Annotated in this window: 17 protein-coding genes; 5 read left to right on the forward strand and 12 right to left on the reverse strand. The window is 63.8% G+C overall.

Annotated features, from left to right (window positions below; translation table 11 throughout):
* Positions 1–12: 12 nt before the first annotated feature.
* Complete coding sequence (locus OC373_RS17905) at positions 13–1,227, reverse strand: tetratricopeptide repeat protein (RefSeq protein WP_261998206.1); 1,215 nt, start codon at positions 1,225–1,227, stop codon at positions 13–15.
* 839 nt (positions 1,228–2,066) lie between these two features.
* Here OC373_RS17905 and OC373_RS17910 point away from each other — a divergent pair.
* Entirely contained in the window at positions 2,067–2,207 is a 141-nt protein-coding gene (locus tag OC373_RS17910) for an energy transducer TonB (RefSeq protein WP_261998207.1), read from the forward strand.
* Positions 2,208–2,338: 131 nt separating this feature from the next.
* Here OC373_RS17910 and OC373_RS17915 read toward each other — a convergent pair whose 3' ends face one another.
* From OC373_RS17915 to OC373_RS17925, 3 genes are all read right to left on the reverse strand, one after another.
* Positions 2,339–2,680, reverse strand: coding sequence for a hypothetical protein (locus OC373_RS17915; protein ID WP_156785654.1), 342 nt, complete (start codon positions 2,678–2,680; stop codon positions 2,339–2,341).
* Positions 2,681–2,738: 58 nt separating this feature from the next.
* Positions 2,739–3,488, reverse strand: coding sequence for a hypothetical protein (locus OC373_RS17920; protein ID WP_261998208.1), 750 nt, complete (start codon positions 3,486–3,488; stop codon positions 2,739–2,741).
* Positions 3,489–3,622: 134 nt separating this feature from the next.
* Positions 3,623–3,907 (reverse strand): hypothetical protein, encoded by a 285-nt coding sequence (locus OC373_RS17925; protein WP_261998209.1) that lies wholly within the window; start codon positions 3,905–3,907, stop codon positions 3,623–3,625.
* Between OC373_RS17925 and OC373_RS17930 the strand changes: the two genes are divergently transcribed.
* Positions 3,897–3,986: a fasciclin domain-containing protein gene (locus OC373_RS17930; RefSeq protein ID WP_156785655.1), complete on the forward strand. Its 90-nt coding sequence runs from the start codon at positions 3,897–3,899 to the stop codon at positions 3,984–3,986. The genes OC373_RS17925 and OC373_RS17930 overlap by 11 nt on opposite strands.
* 104 nt (positions 3,987–4,090) lie before the next feature.
* Positions 4,091–4,450, forward strand: coding sequence for a DUF6713 family protein (locus OC373_RS17935; RefSeq protein WP_261998210.1), 360 nt, complete (start codon positions 4,091–4,093; stop codon positions 4,448–4,450).
* A gap of 720 nt (positions 4,451–5,170) precedes the next feature.
* Here the strand turns inward: OC373_RS17935 and OC373_RS17940 are convergent.
* Entirely contained in the window at positions 5,171–6,649 is a 1,479-nt protein-coding gene (locus OC373_RS17940) for an NAD-dependent succinate-semialdehyde dehydrogenase (RefSeq protein ID WP_261998211.1), read from the reverse strand.
* A 65-nt stretch (positions 6,650–6,714) separates the two neighbouring features.
* On the opposite strand from OC373_RS17940, the gene OC373_RS17945 reads away from it, so the two are divergent.
* Positions 6,715–8,292 carry a PQQ-dependent sugar dehydrogenase gene (locus OC373_RS17945; RefSeq protein ID WP_261998212.1) on the forward strand — a complete coding sequence of 526 codons (1,578 nt, stop codon included), beginning with the start codon at positions 6,715–6,717 and terminating at the stop codon, positions 8,290–8,292.
* A 141-nt stretch (positions 8,293–8,433) separates the two neighbouring features.
* On the opposite strand, the gene OC373_RS17950 is transcribed toward OC373_RS17945, so the two are convergent.
* Positions 8,434–8,964 (reverse strand): BRCT domain-containing protein, encoded by a 531-nt coding sequence (locus OC373_RS17950; RefSeq protein ID WP_070425156.1) that lies wholly within the window; start codon positions 8,962–8,964, stop codon positions 8,434–8,436.
* 191 nt (positions 8,965–9,155) lie between these two features.
* On the opposite strand from OC373_RS17950, the gene OC373_RS17955 reads away from it, so the two are divergent.
* The gene (locus tag OC373_RS17955) at positions 9,156–10,358 is read left to right on the forward strand and encodes a hypothetical protein (protein ID WP_261998213.1); all 1,203 of its coding nucleotides are present in this window, start codon (positions 9,156–9,158) and stop codon (positions 10,356–10,358) included.
* Between the two features lie 54 nt (positions 10,359–10,412).
* Here OC373_RS17955 and OC373_RS17960 read toward each other — a convergent pair whose 3' ends face one another.
* The 6 genes from OC373_RS17960 to OC373_RS17985 form a co-directional block, all read right to left on the reverse strand.
* Positions 10,413–10,934 carry a DUF6622 family protein gene (locus tag OC373_RS17960; protein WP_070425159.1) on the reverse strand — a complete coding sequence of 174 codons (522 nt, stop codon included), beginning with the start codon at positions 10,932–10,934 and terminating at the stop codon, positions 10,413–10,415.
* Between the two features lie 155 nt (positions 10,935–11,089).
* A complete protein-coding gene (locus tag OC373_RS17965) occupies positions 11,090–12,472 on the reverse strand; it encodes an aldehyde dehydrogenase family protein (protein WP_261998214.1) in 1,383 nt (460 codons plus the stop codon).
* Positions 12,473–12,505: 33 nt separating this feature from the next.
* Complete coding sequence (locus OC373_RS17970; RefSeq protein WP_261998215.1) at positions 12,506–14,161, reverse strand: acetolactate synthase large subunit; 1,656 nt, start codon at positions 14,159–14,161, stop codon at positions 12,506–12,508.
* Between the two features lie 164 nt (positions 14,162–14,325).
* Positions 14,326–15,489: an MFS transporter gene (locus OC373_RS17975; protein WP_237393543.1), complete on the reverse strand. Its 1,164-nt coding sequence runs from the start codon at positions 15,487–15,489 to the stop codon at positions 14,326–14,328.
* A gap of 119 nt (positions 15,490–15,608) precedes the next feature.
* Complete coding sequence (locus OC373_RS17980) at positions 15,609–16,514, reverse strand: LysR substrate-binding domain-containing protein (protein ID WP_261998216.1); 906 nt, start codon at positions 16,512–16,514, stop codon at positions 15,609–15,611.
* Between the two features lie 52 nt (positions 16,515–16,566).
* Positions 16,567–17,505, reverse strand: coding sequence for a hypothetical protein (locus OC373_RS17985; RefSeq protein WP_261998217.1), 939 nt, complete (start codon positions 17,503–17,505; stop codon positions 16,567–16,569).
* Positions 17,506–17,600 lie beyond the last annotated feature (95 nt).

Below are 17,600 nucleotides of genomic sequence, written 5' to 3' on the forward strand. Positions count from 1 at the left end.
AAATTCAGTCGCTTAGGCAGCTTTTGGCCCTGTACGTAATGATTCCCTGCCGACCATCCTGTAGTCGGGAAACTGGAGCGCACGAATGTACTGCTCCTCAGCGTCGAGTTCGGATTGTCCGGGGATGAGCCCACCCTCAATCGACGCCGCAAGGTTATAGATGGCGTCTGGATATCCTTGGGACGCTGCCTCCTGAAGATAGGTAAGCCCCGTTGCCATGTCCTTCTGGACGCCGTCCCCGTGTAGATACATCACGGAAAGGTTGTATTGGGCCTGGGGGTCACCGGCATTGGCAGCCTCGGTTGTGTACCTGGCTGCGGCCGCCTTGTCCGCGATGCCGCCAATCCCAAGAGATAGCATTGCTCCCAGTTGCGCGAGCGCTTCCGGATGACCTGACCGTACGGCCTTTTCATACATTTCCCTGGCCAGCGCGGGATCCTTCTGGAAGATTCCATTTCCGTGCAGGTAGGCATTGCCTACATACACAAGCGCATCAGGAAGATCCGCCCTGGCGGCATGGGCGATGAAGTTCTGTCCACGGGTGTGCTGCGGATCGGTTGGCGTTGACTCGCTGACAAGGTGATGTCCAAATGAGTAGCTTGCGCCGACGTGCTCCTTGACTGCGGCCCTGCGCATCCAGAAGAGTGCCTGTTCCAGGCTTTCCTCAGCAGCGACGCACTCTCGGGCAGAAAGTTCGTAAGGCTGGCGGCCAGCGGGACTCGAGCACTCCATGAAGTACGATCCGGCCTGGAACATTGCCTCCGGATCACCGTCCAGCATGGCTTTCCCACACATCTGCCATAGAGCGTTGGACTTCACGGGGGCTACGATGCAGTCAACTTCGACTTGATGCGTTCGCCAGTAAAGCTCCTTCAGAAGCCGCAGAGCGGCGTCGAGTGACAGCTTGGACATGCCACCGAAGTCGTGTGAAGCGTAGCCGTGGTGCTCGGGATGAGCCGCTATGTTGCCGTTGGAATGCAGTACACCCAGAGCACTCAACACAGGCCGGTTCGCTATTCCGCGAGTGCCGAGGTTTCGAATCTTCTGTGCAAGGGGCTCACTACTCTGAGCATTGGGCTCATCTACGAGCGTACAGAATCTATGGGCGAAGCCGCGAAGATGGGAAAGGCTGAGTGCCGGGGCCTCTCCACTCAGGTTCTTGCCGCTCTCGTACAGCCTGCCAAGCTCAGGGTCGAGCACCATGGCAAGCTCAATGTCATCGATCATCTTGCGTGGCAGAATTCAATAGGTTGGTGAGATTCTAACGGTTGCCGCGAGCGCCGCAACGACGTCATGTAGGCGGTATGGAGCGGGTACACGAGAGTGGCCAGTTCCCGCACCCATTAGATCTCGCCAGCAGTGACCCGATGCCCTCTGGTCTTTATCGTACGTGATGACAGCGGCCCTCGATGCCTGGCAGCCGGCCTCTGGCATGCCCGTCAATGGCGACACGCCTTGGGCCCCAACAGGCCGCGACAGCTTCAGCTGGCGATACAGCGCCGCTGCAGTTCAGGCAAAGCAAGGCCGAGCGGAATGCCCGGCGGAGCCCTTGGCCAGCGCTACTGCTGGTTGGCGCTGTCCTCGCTGGCGTTGCGTGATTTGCCTACCGGCACCTTCCTACGGGCCAAGGTGCCGAGAACTAGGACTACGCGCTGGACTCAAAGGGCTACATCGCATCGATTGGGCCTGCATTCTTTGATAAGCCGAAATCCTTGCTTCTCGTGGACGACACCACAGGGAAAGCGCTGACGGACAACAGCAGTGTCAGGGTGGAAACTTCAATGCCTGCCGTGACATCCAGGGTTGGATCACCAATCGCATCATGGAGAGCTGCGCGACAACCAGGGCCGCTCCGCGAGCGGCGGATCCCCCCCCCGCTCCCAGCCGGTAGCTGAAGACCGGCCTGCAGAACAGGACAAGCCCGCGCAGGATCATGATGTGACTCCCCGGGAAGACAATGCGGCACCCGAGCAATCACCCGGTTCCACCGACATCACCATTCGTTCCTCCCCTGCCCCGCGCCACCTCCGACAGCTTTCCGCGCTGGCATCGAGGGCGTTGTCCGGGTGAGGGTCGATGTCGATGCGCAGGGTTATCCCACCGATGTGTCGGTGGAGACATCCTCCGGTAACAGCGACCTGGATCGCGCCGCCAAGGAGGCCGCGCGGCGATGGACCTTCAACCCGGCAACCATCGATGGCCGGTGACGTTCGCCCTGAACTGATCGCTCTCAACGCGGCGCTGGGAAGTCCGGCCTCGCTTTCATGAGTAGAGCAGCTGCCCGGCTGATCAGCGCCGGGCAGCTGCCTTGAACTCTTGGTGGGCTTCCTGCACCGGGCTACTTCTGGAGGACGTCGCGCACCTGGTCCAGCTTCTTTGCGCTCCTGATGTAGTCCTCATGAAGGCTTTTGATGCGCGCACTCAGTGAAGCAGCAAGTTCTTTGCGCTGCGCCCCCGTAGTCGCCTTTGCCATGAGAGCCAGTTCCTTGTTGATCGCCTTGAAGCGACCAATCGCTGACTGCGAACCCGTATCGAGAACCACGGCGCGGAGCGCGGCGTACTTGACCTCCGGGAAATGCTCCCGACGGATGTCGACCAGCTTCATCCCTTCCCGCGCAAGTCGATTTACCTTCTTCTGATCCGCACTGCTCAGCGTCACTGCCTTCTTTTCTTCAGCCATCTTGCTCTCCTTGAAAAACGTTGATTCCATTCGCGGTGTGGGTCATGCGGCAAGGCCGCTACTGCTTGGGTGGCCACTGCTCCAGCCACCAGTCCTGCTCATCGCGTAGCAAGGGAACCCACACGCGACTTTCATAGGAGGGGTTGTAGACGCCGGCCATCGAATCGCTCAGGGCGGATCGCTTCCTGGATACATCAACAGAGGGGGCAGCCCACCTGCGGCGCTTCCTGGTGCGGAATCGATCCTCAGGATCGACCGTGACGTGAACACCAATGGCATCGCCATCACCAGCAAGCGCATACTCAAAGTTCGAAAGCTCCCATGATCCTTTGAGGTCGGCAAGAAGCTCCAGTTCATCGAGCAGTTGTCCGTGATCGGTCGCGAGAACGATTGCCGTGAACGCCCTCTTGTTTGGATCCTCGATCGTCTGACTGCGGACCACGTCCAAGCGCGTACGAACAAGCATGGCAGTTGGCCCGTGCCTCGACTTGGACACGCTGGTCAACACACCTCCGCAAGCGACGAGTTCGAATTGGAGCCAGTCGAAGGCGTCCCTGATGGCGACGCCCAGGCTGAACTCCCCATCGTGATCTGGAACCGCGTCCATGAATGGCAGCGGGTTGGGGTAGCGAGGCTCGCCCTCAGCGCGCACCTGCCGAACAGCGGCCCGATAGTTCACCCCCGCCAGTGCGTAGGCCACCAGATCTCTGATGTTCCGGCCGGCCTTGGGCGAGCTCCAGTTCTCTGGGAAGATGCGAGCAATGTCCGACGCGGCGCGATCGGCAACAAGCTCCAATACTGTCTTCATGCAACACAGTCCTTTGCGTTCAAAGAGGCGACGCAGGCGCAACCGCCCAAGTCCATGGCTACTTATCGGCCCGAACACAGGAACATTGAGTACTTTCTGCTGCGCACGTCATGCATGTCTGCCCGAGCAGAGGATCAACGACCGCAGATCGCAGTACGCCGCTCGGCGAGATACTGTTGGGAAGGCCCCAGCTCGCGTACCAACCGCTCGATGAGATCGATGTCCGCTGCATCATCGGTAGCCGTGTACTGCTGAGGCTCGCGGTTGACCTCGGCGCTGGTCGCGCGCAACCCGTCGCCGTCGGGCGCGAAGTGCACCCGGGCGATGCGGGAGCCGGTCCAGCTGCGGTGCAGGTGGAGCGTTTCCCCTGCGTAATAGAGGAAGCACTTTTCCTGGATTTCCAGGGGGATGAGCCCCATGCGAACGCGCGCGGACGCTGATGTCATGCAGTCCAACGGCGTGGTGCACGTGGTGGACAGCGTGCTGATGCCGAAGTGACACTTGCCGGCGGGGCCCATCGCGGTAGGTGGGCTCCGTCGTGCCCGGTCGGGCAGTGATCGGACACTGATAGACTCGCGCCCGAGAAGAAGGACGGAGTCTTCATGGAGCGTTGGTATCTGGCAACACTGTTATCGTTGATCCTTCATCAGATCGATGCGGCTTTCTGGCACGAATGGGACATGTTCCGGGTGCCAGGCGGGGTTCAGGGATTCCTGGTATTCAACCTGGTCGCCGTTGGTGTACTGCTTCACGGCTATCGGCAGGTAGTCCTGGCCAAGCCTTCCGCCAGAGCCTACGCCGTCGTCTGCGGGGCTACCGGGATGGCGACAGCAGGAATCCATGTCCTGTTCGCTGCGGCCGGGCACGAGAAGTTCCATCTGCCGCTTTCGATCGCGGCCCTAGCTGCGTGTCTGCTTGCTGGTGCAGGACTTCTTCTGACTACCCTTCGCCGTCGTCCATGATGCAAAAAGCGCTCAGCCAATTTATCTGAAGCAAGGATCGCAGCGGACCGGTCAGGCCCGGAATCTAAGCAATGCGGTTGATGGACATCCTTGTCCGCTGCATAGGCCTACGCAGCAACGTGGTGCGGAGGAGTTCGCACGCTGAGTAGCCGACACAAAACCCCATTCGCACCCCTGGCTACCGCTCCCGACATCGCTGCCAGCCGCCTGCAGCAGCATGGACCTGCTCCCATCCATTCGGGAGTTTCCGGAACGCCTGACCGCCGATACATGCTGTTCCCGAACGCTTGGAGTCCTCTGATCCCAAGGATGGCAGCTTCATCACGCTGTCCGACGGTCCCGGGCGCCCGGCGCGTTGGGCCTCAGCTGACAGAGTACGGGCCTCAACGCGTTCGCAGTAAGCCTTCATGCCGGGATGTGGGTGATTCGGCCACGCCAATTCTTCGCAATTGAACGGCGTGGTGCCCTTCGACATCGAGTTGTAGGCAGCCTTGGGCGCCGGAGGCAACGGCTTGGGTCGGGGACCCGTTGCAGAGTGCACTTGCGCCTGCGAAGAGCAGGCAAGCGAAAAAAGCAGCAATCCTGCTGAAATCCTTTTGAGCATGAGCTTCCCCCTGTAGCTGGGGGAAGCTTACCGCTTCAAGCCTGCGCCCGACGCCCTACCCGGCTCGGCCACCGCACGCAGGCGCAGAGTCCTACAGCCCGGCGCCGGTGCTGAAATCAAGCCGATGCTTTCGCGGCAATCTTGATCGACTTCACGTTCACGAACTCCTTCAGACCTTCCGGACCATGCTCGCGACCATAGCCCGACGCCTTCACACCGCCAAACGGAAGCGTTGGCGATGCCACGTCGAAGGTGTTGATGAAGATCATGCCGGTGTCGAAGTACTTGGTGGCCAGCTCCCGGGCACGCTGCACGTCGCGGCTGAAGATGCCGCCGCCCAGGCCGTAGCGGCTGTCGTTGGCGATTCGCATCGCATCCTCATCGTCCTCCGCGCGAATGATGGCCGCTGCAGGGCCGAACAGCTCATCCTCGTAGGCCACCTGCCCCGGCGCCACATCCGCCAGCACCGTGGCCGGATAGAACCAGCCCGTGCGGTCCGGCACTTCGCCGCCAACCACCAGGCGTGACCCCTGGGAGACGCTCGTGGTCACCTGTTCGTGTAGCTTGTCGCGCTGCGCCTTGGAGACCATCGGGCCGAGTTGGGTGCGGTCCGCATTCGGGTCGCCCATCCGGATCGCTTCGAAGGCCTCTGCATAGGCGCTCACGAAGGCCTCGTAATTCTTCTTTGTCACGATGAAGCGCTTGGCGTTGACGCAGGTCTGCCCGTTGTTGAACAGGCGGCCTTTGACGCAGGTCGCCACCGCCAGCTCCAGGTCGGCGTCGTCCAGCACCAGATAGGCGTCATTCGAGCCCAGCTCAAGCACCGTCTTCTTGAGTGCCGCGCCGGCCTTGGCGGCCACGGTGCGCCCCGCGGCCTCGCTCCCGGTCAGTGTCACCGCGCGCACCAGGTCGTTCTCCACAATGTCATTGGACTGGTCGTGGGTGATCAGCAGCACCCCGAACAGCCCCTTGGGCAGCCCGGCGCTTTCGTAGATGTCACGCAGCAGCAGGCCACTCCCGGTGCAGCTCTCGGCATGCTTGAGCAACACCCCGTTGCCCGCCATCAGGCTGGCGATGGAATAGCGGATGGCCTGGTAGGCCGGGAAGTTCCACGGCTGAATGCCGTAAACCACGCCGATCGGGGCGTGAGTCACAATGCCGGTGGCGCCCTCCACGTCGCGCTCTTCATCGGCCAGGGCGACGGGCCCTTGCTTGGCGGTGTAGTCGCAGATGCTGGCGCACAGCTCGACTTCGGTACGGCTGTCTTCAATGAGCTTGCCGACCTCGTCGGTCATCAGCTGCGCAAACTCTTCCTTGCGCGCACGAAGCGCCTTGGCGATGTCTGCGATGACTTTCGCTCGCTCATCCAGACTGCGCAGACGCCACTGAAGAAATGCGTCGTGGCTTGCCTTCACCGTGGCGGCGGCGTCGTCGTCCGACATGTAGGAATAGGTGGCGAGCACTTCTTCGGTCAGCGGATTGATGGTCGTGAGTTGCTTGTTTGGCATGGGAAGAGAGGCTTTACGTAGAGGGGAGGTCCGTAGAGGGTCGCCGCCGTGCAGTTCCTCCGCTGTGAATTCTTCAACGGAATGCATCACTGGAGGTTCACCGGATCTCATTGCTAGAGTGTGGATTCGGCCTGTTTTGAAGAACTCCCTGCATGCGCTCCTGTTTGCGAACAGTCTCGATCACCCTCACTGCTGCATTGGCCACGGCCGCTGTTGCCAGCCTGCTCCAGACCCAGATCAATCTGCATGCCCTTACCCAGCTGGGCCTGGACGTCAGCTGGCCGGCACGGGTCGCAGTCACCGTGGAAGATCTGGCTTGGTTCGGACCTGTAATGTTCAGCTTTTCGCTGGCCGGCGGCGTGCTTGCGTCATGTCTGCAGCCAATTCTGCGTCGGCTTGGCCTCCATGCCCTGCCCTGCGCTCTGCTCGCCGGCGTAGCCGGGCTGGCGGTCGTGCTGGCGCTGCTGCGCAGTGTGATTCCGATGCCGGCCGTGGCCGCCATCCGGGAGATTCCCGGCTTCGCCCTGCTCAGTCTGTGTGGGCTGGTGGGAGGCTATGTGAGCTACACGCTGAGGGCGCGTACCGTGCGCGAAACGCCCCCCCACGGCGGCGTGGCCTGGCTGTTGCCGGCTGGCCTGGTGCTGCTGCCGCTTGCCTCATTCATGTTGATGCAGCCGACGGCGCAACGTGCACAGCCGCCTGCGGCAGGAGGCTACCAGGTCGCGACCGTCGCCAGCGGCCTTCAGTGGCCGTGGTCGCTGGCGGAACTGCCCGACGGAACGCTGCTCGTCACCGAAATGGCTGGCCGCCTGAAGCTGATTGACCGCGCCGGTGCACGTGTGGACGTCAATCTATCCAAAATGCCCGCGGGCTATCAGCGTGAACGCGTGATCGGCCTGATGGACATTGCGCTGTCGCCGGATTTCGAGACCGATCGCCGCGTCTATCTGACGCAGGGCTATCGAGATCAACGTGGCGTGGGTGTTCGCTTGATCCGTGGCGCGCTGGAACGCGTTGGCGATGCGTGGTCCATGGAACAGGTGGAGATTCTTTTCGAATCTACGCCAAAAGCCAGCGACGGCAACAACGGCGGCCGTTTGGCCTTTCTCGACGCGCACACCCTGCTGATGACCGTGGGCGACGGTAGTGCCCGCCGGGAGGAAGCGCAGAATGTGCGCAACTCGCTGGGCAAGGTGATGCGCATAGAGCTCGCGCCTGGCGCGAGCGTGGGGACCCTGTACACCTCCGGGCATCGCAACCCGCAGGGCATCGCGCATGACCCTGTCACAGATTCCATCTATGTCAGCGAACACGGGCCGCGCGGCGGTGACGAGCTCAACCGACTTCGACCGGACGCGAACTACGGCTGGCCGATGGTCAGTCACGGGATCGACTACCCATTTGCACGGGTGAGCCCGTTTACCCGGCACAAGGCGTTCGAGGACCCTGAGGTGATCTGGTCGCCGTCCATCGCACCCTCCGGTCTTGCCGTGTATCAAGGCGCCCTCTTCAAGGGATGGCAGGGAGATCTGCTGGTGCCTGCATTGCGTGAGCGGAGTATCCGCCGGCTCGTTCGTGGCGGTGATCGCGTGGTGCGCCAGGAGCGGCTGCTCGTCGAATTGGGTGAACGGATTCGTGACGTCATGGTCGCTGCAGATGGCTCCGTCTATGCGCTCACCGATGGGGCGGACGGGAAGGTGCTGCGACTGATACCGGACGAAACCCTGTGAGCATGCCGCTCAGGTGAAGTCGTGTGCGGAGGATTGACTCCGCACGCTCACGCTCGCCAGCAGGCGCGCGCCGAAGGCAAGCATGGGGCCACCGACGCTGGGTGTATCGCTGGCCCTAAGGCTGTTTGCGGCCCAGGCGAATCAGCCGCCGTGGTCGGCCAATGCATCGTGAAAGTCGAGCTCGTGGACGAGTACGACACGTGACCCTGATTTACGAAGCTCAATGGCCTTTTCGACCTTGCGCCCGTAGCAGGCAAAGGCCCAACAAGGATTGCCTTCCGCGCCGATGACCAGGTAGTGGACCTTCTTCGATGGGGCCGAGTGGGCCGATCCCCCGAGCCTCTCGACGATCTGTTGGAACTCGGTGCGGGTGAAGCGTGACGACGCACCGGTAAAGCAAAAGCCCCTATCCAGAAAGTTGATCTCGGGATCCACGGCGCACAAGCCGACGATCCTCTGTTCTTTCAGTACGAGCGGGTTGGTAATCGTACGGTCGTCGAGCAGTGGCGTGAACTCCGCAAAGAATGCGAGGAGCAACGCGTGTTCCTTCGGGTCTATCTGTCCGTCGGCGAGTACGCCTGTGATGAGGCTCCCCACCTCGTCGAATGGCCAGCATGTCCTCAGGTGCTCGTGATCTGCCATCCAATCTGACAGGGCGCGGAGCTCTTCCACGGAGATGTGCGTATCCGCAACGATGCCCCCAGAATTCCGTGCAATCGCTGCAGATCGGCAGTCACATCGGCGTAGAACTCGGTGGAGCGCAGCCGTTCGCACAGCCACAGGGCGCGTGACTACAACCAATGGCACACGAGCCAGGGGGCTGTGCACGCTATGTTGGATCCAATGGAATGGAGGGAGTACGTGTGAGGCGTCTATTTTTCTCGGCAGCGCTGCTGCTGATGTGTGCGACGGCCGGAGCAGGTTCCAAGGCCGCCGACGGGACGACAACCGTGATCGTGCTTGGCGTGGACCACGCTGCCCAGCTTGTGGCCAGAAATGACCGCCCTGCCCGCCTTGCGGCCTTCCTGGCGCATGCCAGGCCCGATGCCATCTGCATCGAGCGGTCGCCGGAGGCCTTCGCACGCAATGACTATTACGAGTTCACCTACGAAGTTCAGGACGTCGTGGTTCCTTTCGCCCGACGCAACGCGATCGACCTGTGTCCCATCGACTGGGAGCCACCCGTCGAAGATGCCAAGCTTGGATTCGGCCTGGACCTGGGGGCGCCGCCGGAACTGCGCCCTGCCAGCGGGTTCCAGCAGTTCCTTTCATTCCCCTCCCCGAGCCAGCTCACGCGGGATCTCTTCCACGCCGACGAGGCAAAGAACGTGGAACGGATCGCGCAGTGGGCCGCAACGCCGGCCAAGCGGGCAGCGGATGACCTGCCGCGCAGGCTGTATCTCTATCGCACCTACCTGCAGGCGCAGCGGGTAGCCGCCGCGGCGAAAACGCGCCCCGGCGGCACGGTTGTCGTGGTGGTTGGCGAGTTCCACAAGCGGGACATCGAAGCGATCCTGGCCGCTTCCCCGGACCTGCGGATCGTGCAGCCGTCCAGCCTCGGCGAACCCGGTGAGGCGCTGGTGCACCGGGAGGAGCGCCGTGAGTACCGTGCCGCTGTCGCCAGCTTCAATCTGCTGGGCGTCCAGTCCGGCACCGGCAACATGGACCGCGCGTTTGTTCGGGAGTCGGTGCAAGCCCTCAAGGTAGAGCGCAACTCGCCTGAAGTCGCGTTGCTGCAGACGCGCCTGGATGTGCTGGAAGGCAGGGCCACGCCGGCGATGGCCGTGGACCGGTACCGATCCGTTGCCACGGAGGCGGGCGAAGCACGCTTCACGTGGACCGGGGTGGCTGACGCGTCACGCCTTGACTCTTACTTCGACCCCTTCGGTAACCTCAACGTACGCCAGCGGGCGCTGCTCGAGACGGCCCGCGAGTTGTACCGTGCCGAACGTGGTGAGGAAGCAGCAGGGATACGGCAGACCCTCGGCAGCGAGCTGAGCGACCGAAAGGCGGCTCAGCTTGCCGGCTACTGGGAGCGCTACGTCGTGAAGCCGGCATCGCCGTAAGCTGCATGGTGGTCAAGCGAATCAACATGACCGCCGATGTGCGCCGGCCCCAACTCAGCCCACCGCATCCACGGTCCTGTCCGGTGCAGCAAGCCGGGACGCGCGCAGGTACCGCAGATACTTGCCTAGGAAGATGCCTGTGAACCCCCCAGACAGCAGCAGATACGCGGCGCGGAAACTGCCGTCCGCGCTCAGTGAGGGGGATACGGATAGCGCGCACTCGAAGCCGTACTTCACCGCAAACGTCACCAGGAGCAGCGGCAGGAGACTGTAGTCCGCACTGCGCCACAGCTTTCCCGTGGACGGATTCAGGGTGAGCGTTGCCCGCCGCAGCAGCAGCCATCCAAGGCCCACGCCTGCGCCGATGCCCACCGACCACTGACCCCACGCGTCCCAGGCATTGCCGAACCGGTGGTTCATCGACACGATGCCCCACGCCACGAAAAGGGTCGGCACGATGGCCAGTTTCGTGAGCGAGGTTTCTCCAGGTTTCATGGCGGCGACGCCCCGTGCGACCAGAAAGACCAGAAGCGCCCAGACCCACACCGGGGTGTTCGAGAGAAGGGGATGCAGCATGTTCACGGGGCGTCCTTGAGCTGGGTGGGTGCCGGCGATGCAGCGCCGTGCGGGAATGGGTCCATTCTCGCTTTGCACCGACCCGTCACAAGTGACAGGTGTCAGGCATCCGGACGTACATTACGCAGCCAGCGCCGTAGACGTCGCCTGCCCGATCAGCTCCTGCGCATCAGGATCATCTTCTCCTGTGACATGTCCCGCATCGTGTACGGGATGCCGCCTGTGCCATACCCCGACTCGCGGCGCCCGGCGAAGGGCATCCAGTCGGTCCGGAACGCGGTGGCATCATTGATCATGACGGCCGAGGCATCCAGCCGGTTGGCGGCGCGCATGGCGATATCGATATCCTTCGCGAATACGCTCGCCTGGAACGCGGTGGGCAGCGCGTTGGCACGCGCGATCGCCTCGTCCAGGTCGGTATAGCGATACACCGCCACCACCGGCCCGAACACTTCCTGCGTGGTGATCCTTGCGTCGCTGGCCGGATCCAGCAGCACCGTGGGCTGCAGCATGGTCTCGGAAAGTCGCTTGCCGCCGGTGGCCAGTTGCGCACCGCCACTTACCGCTTCGTCAATCCATTCGGCGACGCGGTCGGCCTCGCGTGGCTGGATCAGCGGGCCGACATCCGTGTCCTTCAGTGTGGGGTCGCCGGTGCGCAGGCGCTCGACCCGTGCGATGAGCGCCTGGGTAAAGTCATCGGCAACATCCTGGTGGACGAAGACGCGCTGGGTGGAGACGCACACCTGGCCTGCATGGTAGTAGCCGCCTTTGACGACCGGTTCGATGATCCTGCCGAGGTCGGCGCTGCGATCGACGATGGCCGGGGCGACCCCGCCGTGTTCCAGCGCCGAACGCGCACCGTGTGCGAGCTTGGCGTGCAGCGACCACCCTACCCTGGCCGAGCCGATGAAGCTCAGGAAGGCCACCCGCTTGTCGGTGGCCAGCGCCTCGGCCAGGTCGTTGCCCTCCGGCAGAAAGCTCTGGCACCACGGCTCGGGCAGCCCGGCCTCGTGCACCATCGCGACGAATTCCAGGCACGACAATGGCGTCGCGGAGGCAGGTTTGATGATCACCGGGCACCCGACGGCGATGGCCGGCGCCACCTGGTGGACGATCAGGTTCAGGGGGTGGTTGAACGCAGAGATCGCGGCAACCACGCCGATCGGCTCCCGCGTGGTGAACGCCCAGCGACCCTCCGCCGCGGCCGACAGCCCCATCGGGATTTCGCGACCGGCGAAGTTGCGCAGCTCGTCGGCGGCGTTGTGGACACCGTCGATGGCGCGCGTGGTTTCGACGATGGCGTCCGGCAGCGGCTTGCCGCCCTCCCGGGCAATCTGCAGCGCGAGATGATCACGCCTGGCGTCCATCAGCGCGGCGAGCCGGCGCAGGATCGCGATGCGCTGGTGCGGCGCGAGCCAGCCGTCGCGCTCCTTGAATACCCGCTCGGCGGCACTGAGCTTGCGCTCCAGGGCAGCGGCGGTATCCAACCCGATCTCGGCGATGGGGGCACGGTCGAACGCCTGGACGACAGTCAGCATGTTGGGTTCCTCGCTCAGCATCAGGGATGACGATCAATCACAGCCCACGTCCGGCGTGCGGTTGCGCAGTTCATCGACCAGCACGCGGGTGTTCTCGGCATAGTCGATCGGTACATCCAGCACGTGGACGCCGCCGCCGGCGAAAGCGGCCTCGATCATCGGCACCAGCGCTTCGACCGCGGTCACCCGGCTCCCCTTCGCACCGTAGGCTTCGGCATACTTCACGAAATCCGGATTGCCGAAGCGCATGCCGAAATCGTCGAAGCCATCCACGGCCTGTTTCCAGCGGATCATGCCGTAGGCGCTGTCGTTGAGGATCACCACCACCAGGTTGAGCCCCAGGCGTACCGCGGTTTCCATCTCCTGGGAGTTCATCATGAAGCCACCGTCACCGCATACGGCCATGACGCGGCGCTGCGGGTACAGCATGGCTGCCATCATCGCCGACGGCAGGCCAGCGCCCATGGTGGCGAGCGCGTTGTCCAGCAGCAGCGTGTTGGCCACGTGCGTGCGGTAGTTGCGGGCGAACCAGATCTTGTACATGCCGTTGTCGAGACAGACGATGCCGTCGTCCGGCATGGACTGGCGCACGTCGTGCACCAGCCGCTGCGGCGTGACCGGGAAACGGTCCTCTTCGGCGCGGTCGTTGATGCGGGCCAGGATTCTTTGGCGCAGGGCGATCATGCCCTCGTCCGCAGGCAACCGCCCTTCCAGCCGTTCGGCCAGGGCATCCACCGAAGCCCCGATGTCGCCCAGCACTTCGATATCCGGCTGGTAGACCTGCTCCACGGTCGCGGACTGGAAGCTGATGTGCACGACCTTGGGTCCGCCGCCACTCTTCATCAGGAACGGTGGCTTTTCGATGGTGTCATGGCCGATGGCGATGATCAGGTCGGCGCGGGCGACCGCCTCGTGCACGTAGTCGCCCTCGGAGAGCGCGGCCGTGCCCATGTAGAGGTTGGAGCCGCCGGTGACCGCGCCCTTGCCCATCTGTGTATTGAAGAACGGCAGGCGCGTGCGCGCGACGAATGCGGAGAGTGATTCGGCAAGCCATGGCCGGCTGCCCGCCGCGCCGATCATCACCAATGGGCGTTTGGCGGCCAGGATCGCCGCTTCCGCCCGGTCGAGCGCGGCAGAGGGTGCGATGGGACGTTCCAGCGGGTGGATGGGGATGACGGGCACATCCTCCACCTCCTCACCTGCGACATCCTCCGGCAGTTCCAGGTGCACCGGCCCGGGGCGCTCTTCCATGGCCACCCGGAACGCATCGCGTACGGTGGCCGGAATGGCGGCCGGGCTGACGATCTGGCGCGTCATTTTCGTGAGCGGCTTCATCGACGCCACGATATCCACGATCTGGAACCGTGCCTGCTTGGCGCTCATGACCGGCTTCTGGCCGGTGATGAGAATCATCGGCCACGCGCCCAGGTGGGCATATGCCGCGCCGGTCGAGAAATTCAGTGCGCCGGGGCCGAGCGTGGCCAGGCATACGCCGGGCCGGCCCGTCAGCCGGCCGTGGGTGGCTGCCATGAACGCGGCCGCCTGCTCGTGGCGGGGGAGCACCAACTCGATGCGCGAGGTCCGGAGCGACTCCAGGAAGTCCAGATTCTCCTCGCCCGGCACACCAAAGATGCGGTCGACGCCCTCGTTTTCCAGCGCCTTGACCAGTAGATCCGAGCCCTTCTGCATAGCTTCGATCCTTGCGGTGAAGTCAGGGTCACTATACCGGGGCGGATGTCGCTGCCGTGTGGCCGCCAGCGCGGGCACCGTGACGCGCGGATCGAAAAGATCCTCGGGAGCAACTACGCCCGGCTGTTCACGGAGGTATGTGGATGGGGGCGCTCGGTCGCTACTCAGCCGGTTGAGGCTGCCGGCGCGCGCATCCCTCGCTTCTGCAGATACAACACGACTGCCGCCAGCGCCGCGGCCACGGCGCCTGTCAGGGGTACCGAGGCCAGCGTCGCGTAGCTGATCGTGAGGCTGCCCAAGGCACCGCCCAGCGCGGTTCCAAGGTTGAACGAGGCGATGTTCAACCCCGCGGCCACAGAGCTGTAAGCGGGGATGAGCCGTTGGGCCTGCCTGAGCAGACGCAGGGTCAGCAGCGTCACGATCGAGAAGAAGCAGATGCCCAGCGTGCCGATCAGGAGCATCATCAAGGCTGGGATACGTGCGAAGCCGTAGAGCCCGATCAGGTTCAACGCCAGCGCGATCAACGCCAGCCGGAGGCTGCGATCCCCGTCCATCGCATCGCCCAGCCATCCCCCGAGCAGATTGCCTGCGATCGCGCAGGTGCCGAACAGCAGCATCCCCAGGCTCAGCCACTGCACATCCACAGCGGTGATCTGCTGCAGATAGGGCGAGACGAAGGTGAAGAACGAGAACGTGGCGACACTGACCAGCGCGCCGATGCCGGCCGTCGTCAGCAGCTGCGGATGGGTGATGGCCTTCACGCCCTTCCACGCACCGCCCCGGGATCGGGTGGAGCCGGCATGGCCGCTGGGCATGCACAGTGCCAGCCCGAGCATGCCGGCCACACTGAGCACGCCAATCGCCATGAAGACTACGCGCCACGACCACGCGCTGCCCAGCCAGGTCCCGATCGGCACGCCGAAGGCCAGCGCGAGCGTCAACCCGATCCACACCACTGACAACGCTCGGCCGGACCGCTGCGGGTCCACCAGCCGGGTCGCCGCGTCCGAGGCTACCGCCATGAACACCCCGTGGCCGAGGCCGACCACAAACCGAATGACCAGCAGGGTGACCAGGTTCGGCGAGGCGCTCATCAGCAGGCTGCCCAACGCCAGCAACGCAGTGGCCAGCAGCAGGATCTGCCGGTCCCGCCAATGGGCGACCAGTGCGGTGATGAACGGCGCACCGATGGCAGCGCCCAGGGCATAGGCGGCGATGGCCGTCCCGACGAGAGAAATCTGCGCGCCCAGGTCGTCGGCAATGGCGGTCAATATGCCGGCGACGACGAATTCGGACAGACCGAACGCAAAGGCGCACAGCGAGAACACGTAGATGGCAGCAGGCATGGCGGGTCCTTCACAGCAGGGCCGCAGAAGCCTAGTGCCTGGCCATGCGCGGGTGAAGGACGGGTTTCATACCGCAGCAAGACGCCGCGCGTCTCGTCACCTCAGGGCGGAGAACGCGTCTGCAGGACTGCCTGTAGCAAGCGGTCGCGGATCGCTGACGGCCGGGTTTCGTTCCACGCCATCAACAGGTCCAGCCGTGACGCTTCCTCCGGCGCATCCACCTGAAGCGGCCGGAACACCACATCCTCGCGGGCCTCCATCGCCAGCGAAGCGGGGAGCAACGCGATACCGAAGCCGGCGGACACCAGCGCGATCAGGGTCTGCATCTGCCGGCCCTGCTGCACGATATCGGGCACGAACCCGGCGGCCTGGCACAGGCTGATCAGCTGGTCATGAAATCCTTTGCCGAGTGACCGTGGCGAGGCGACGAACGCCTCCTCCTTCAGCGACGCAAGGTGGATGCCCGGTTCCGCGGCAAGGCGGTGGCCGGCCGGCAGCGCCACGCAGATCGGTTCGCTCAACAGGCGCTCCATGCGCAGGTGCGGCGTCGTGGTGCCCGGCGTGCGCATGAAGCCGATATCCGCCCTGCCCTGTTCCAGCGCGTTTACCTGCTCCTGGGTGGTGGCCTCCAGCATCGTGAACGCGATGCCCGGGTTGAGCGCTCGAAAGTGGCGCAGCGCCTGCAGCAACGCGGCATACGGGGCGATGTTGATGAAGGTCAGGGTCAGATGGCCCTCGATGCCCTGGGCCACCCGCTGCGTTTGCGCCACGCCCGTTTCCAGCGACTGCAGGGTGCGGCGGGCGGTATCGAGAAATGCGGTTCCGGCCGGCGTCAACGCGACGCTGCGGTGCGTCCGCACGAACAGCGGCGTGCCCAAGGCGCTTTCGAGCCTGCGGATGGCCTGGCTCAGCGGCGGCTGCGCCATGTGCAGCCGCTCGGCAGCGCGATTGAAATGCAGTTCCTCGGCGACCGCGATGAACTGTTGGAGCAGGCGGGTCTCGATCACTGAAACGCCAGACCTCGTGAATGCCGGGATTGAGCCGGCCCAACATAGCAAATCACGGCTTTTTCGGCAGACCCCGCGTGGCGTCCGCGTCCATCAGCTCCCGGCGCTGCGCCTCGATCCAGGCATCTCCGGCAGCCCGTGCGTCCGCGTCGAGCGCCTTGTTCTGCCGGTCGTTCTCCTGGTACTCCGCCCACACCTCCGGCGTGATCGTGTCCAGTTGATGATCAGGCCGCAGCTGGATCGAGGGGGCATCCCCCATGGACACCGTAAAGCTGTCCAACAGCCATTGCCGGCGCAGTTCAGGGGAGGCATGCAGAAGGTCAGGCTCGGCGTAGGTGTGCATCGGCAGTGCCTGCTCGGCAAGCGTGGTATCGGAGGAAATCCGCGCCAGCTTGACGACCAGACGCTCATGGTCGCGATCTTTCTGGTACAGCGCGGCGACGTCGCCATCGATCCACAGGACGTACCAATACCCCGCCATGGGATGGACCTGGAAAGGGTGTTCACGGATCAGGATGAGATCGCTGCGGTCGTCGTAGATCGCCCGCCACCCTGCAGGTGCCGGGCGAATGCCGCAGTCGACGGTGCCCTGCAGGATCGTCTCCAGCGTCGCCCTGCCCCCGTTGGCGGAGAGCCGCGTGGTCCAGCAGCGTGAGCTGTCGCGGCTGTGCGATGCCATCAGGATCGCGCCTTCGTCCAGCACCACCGCATCGGCATGCACGAACTCGTCGTCTGTGGCGTCAGGGTCCTGAAGGAGCATCGAAAAAGCCTTGTCCGACAGCTTTTTGCCGTCCACGTAAAGCTCGTACGTCGTGTAATGCTGATACTTGCTGACGTTGATATCCAGCCGGCTTTCCGTAACGGCCACCACCTTCAGCGTGCCCGAGGAGAACACGGTTTCCCGTGTCGTTCGTGCACATCCGCCGACAAGCAGCGCTGCACACAGCAGCACCCCCACGCAAGGCAGGACGGAAAAGCTTCTGACATTCATCACGCTGCGGCCTGCGGGTGGGGGAATCTGACCCCTGCAAGCATATCCGCTCCGGCACCGCGTATCGGCCGGTGCGGCACCCGCTGGTGCCGCAC

The organism is Stenotrophomonas sp. Ste96 (assembly GCF_024519495.1).
GTDB classification, from domain to species: Bacteria; Pseudomonadota; Gammaproteobacteria; order Xanthomonadales; family Xanthomonadaceae; genus Stenotrophomonas; species Stenotrophomonas bentonitica_A.

Coding starts and splice junctions, on each gene's coding strand:
- OC373_RS17925 (WP_261998209.1), bottom strand. CDS start 3,907: ATGGGGCTCATCCCCCTGGAAATCCAGGAAAAGTGCTTCCTCTATTAC.
- OC373_RS17960 (WP_070425159.1), bottom strand. CDS start 10,934: ATGCTGCATCCCCTTCTCTCGAACACCCCGGTGTGGGTCTGGGCGCTT.
- OC373_RS17915 (WP_156785654.1), bottom strand. CDS start 2,680: ATGGCTGAAGAAAAGAAGGCAGTGACGCTGAGCAGTGCGGATCAGAAG.
- OC373_RS17970 (WP_261998215.1), bottom strand. CDS start 14,161: ATGCAGAAGGGCTCGGATCTACTGGTCAAGGCGCTGGAAAACGAGGGC.
- OC373_RS17920 (WP_261998208.1), bottom strand. CDS start 3,488: ATGAAGACAGTATTGGAGCTTGTTGCCGATCGCGCCGCGTCGGACATT.
- OC373_RS17945 (WP_261998212.1), top strand. CDS start 6,715: ATGCGCTCCTGTTTGCGAACAGTCTCGATCACCCTCACTGCTGCATTG.
- OC373_RS17905 (WP_261998206.1), bottom strand. CDS start 1,227: ATGATCGATGACATTGAGCTTGCCATGGTGCTCGACCCTGAGCTTGGC.
- OC373_RS17940 (WP_261998211.1), bottom strand. CDS start 6,649: ATGCATTCCGTTGAAGAATTCACAGCGGAGGAACTGCACGGCGGCGAC.
- OC373_RS17965 (WP_261998214.1), bottom strand. CDS start 12,472: ATGCTGACTGTCGTCCAGGCGTTCGACCGTGCCCCCATCGCCGAGATC.
- OC373_RS17985 (WP_261998217.1), bottom strand. CDS start 17,505: ATGAATGTCAGAAGCTTTTCCGTCCTGCCTTGCGTGGGGGTGCTGCTG.
- OC373_RS17935 (WP_261998210.1), top strand. CDS start 4,091: ATGGAGCGTTGGTATCTGGCAACACTGTTATCGTTGATCCTTCATCAG.
- OC373_RS17930 (WP_156785655.1), top strand. CDS start 3,897: ATGAGCCCCATGCGAACGCGCGCGGACGCTGATGTCATGCAGTCCAAC.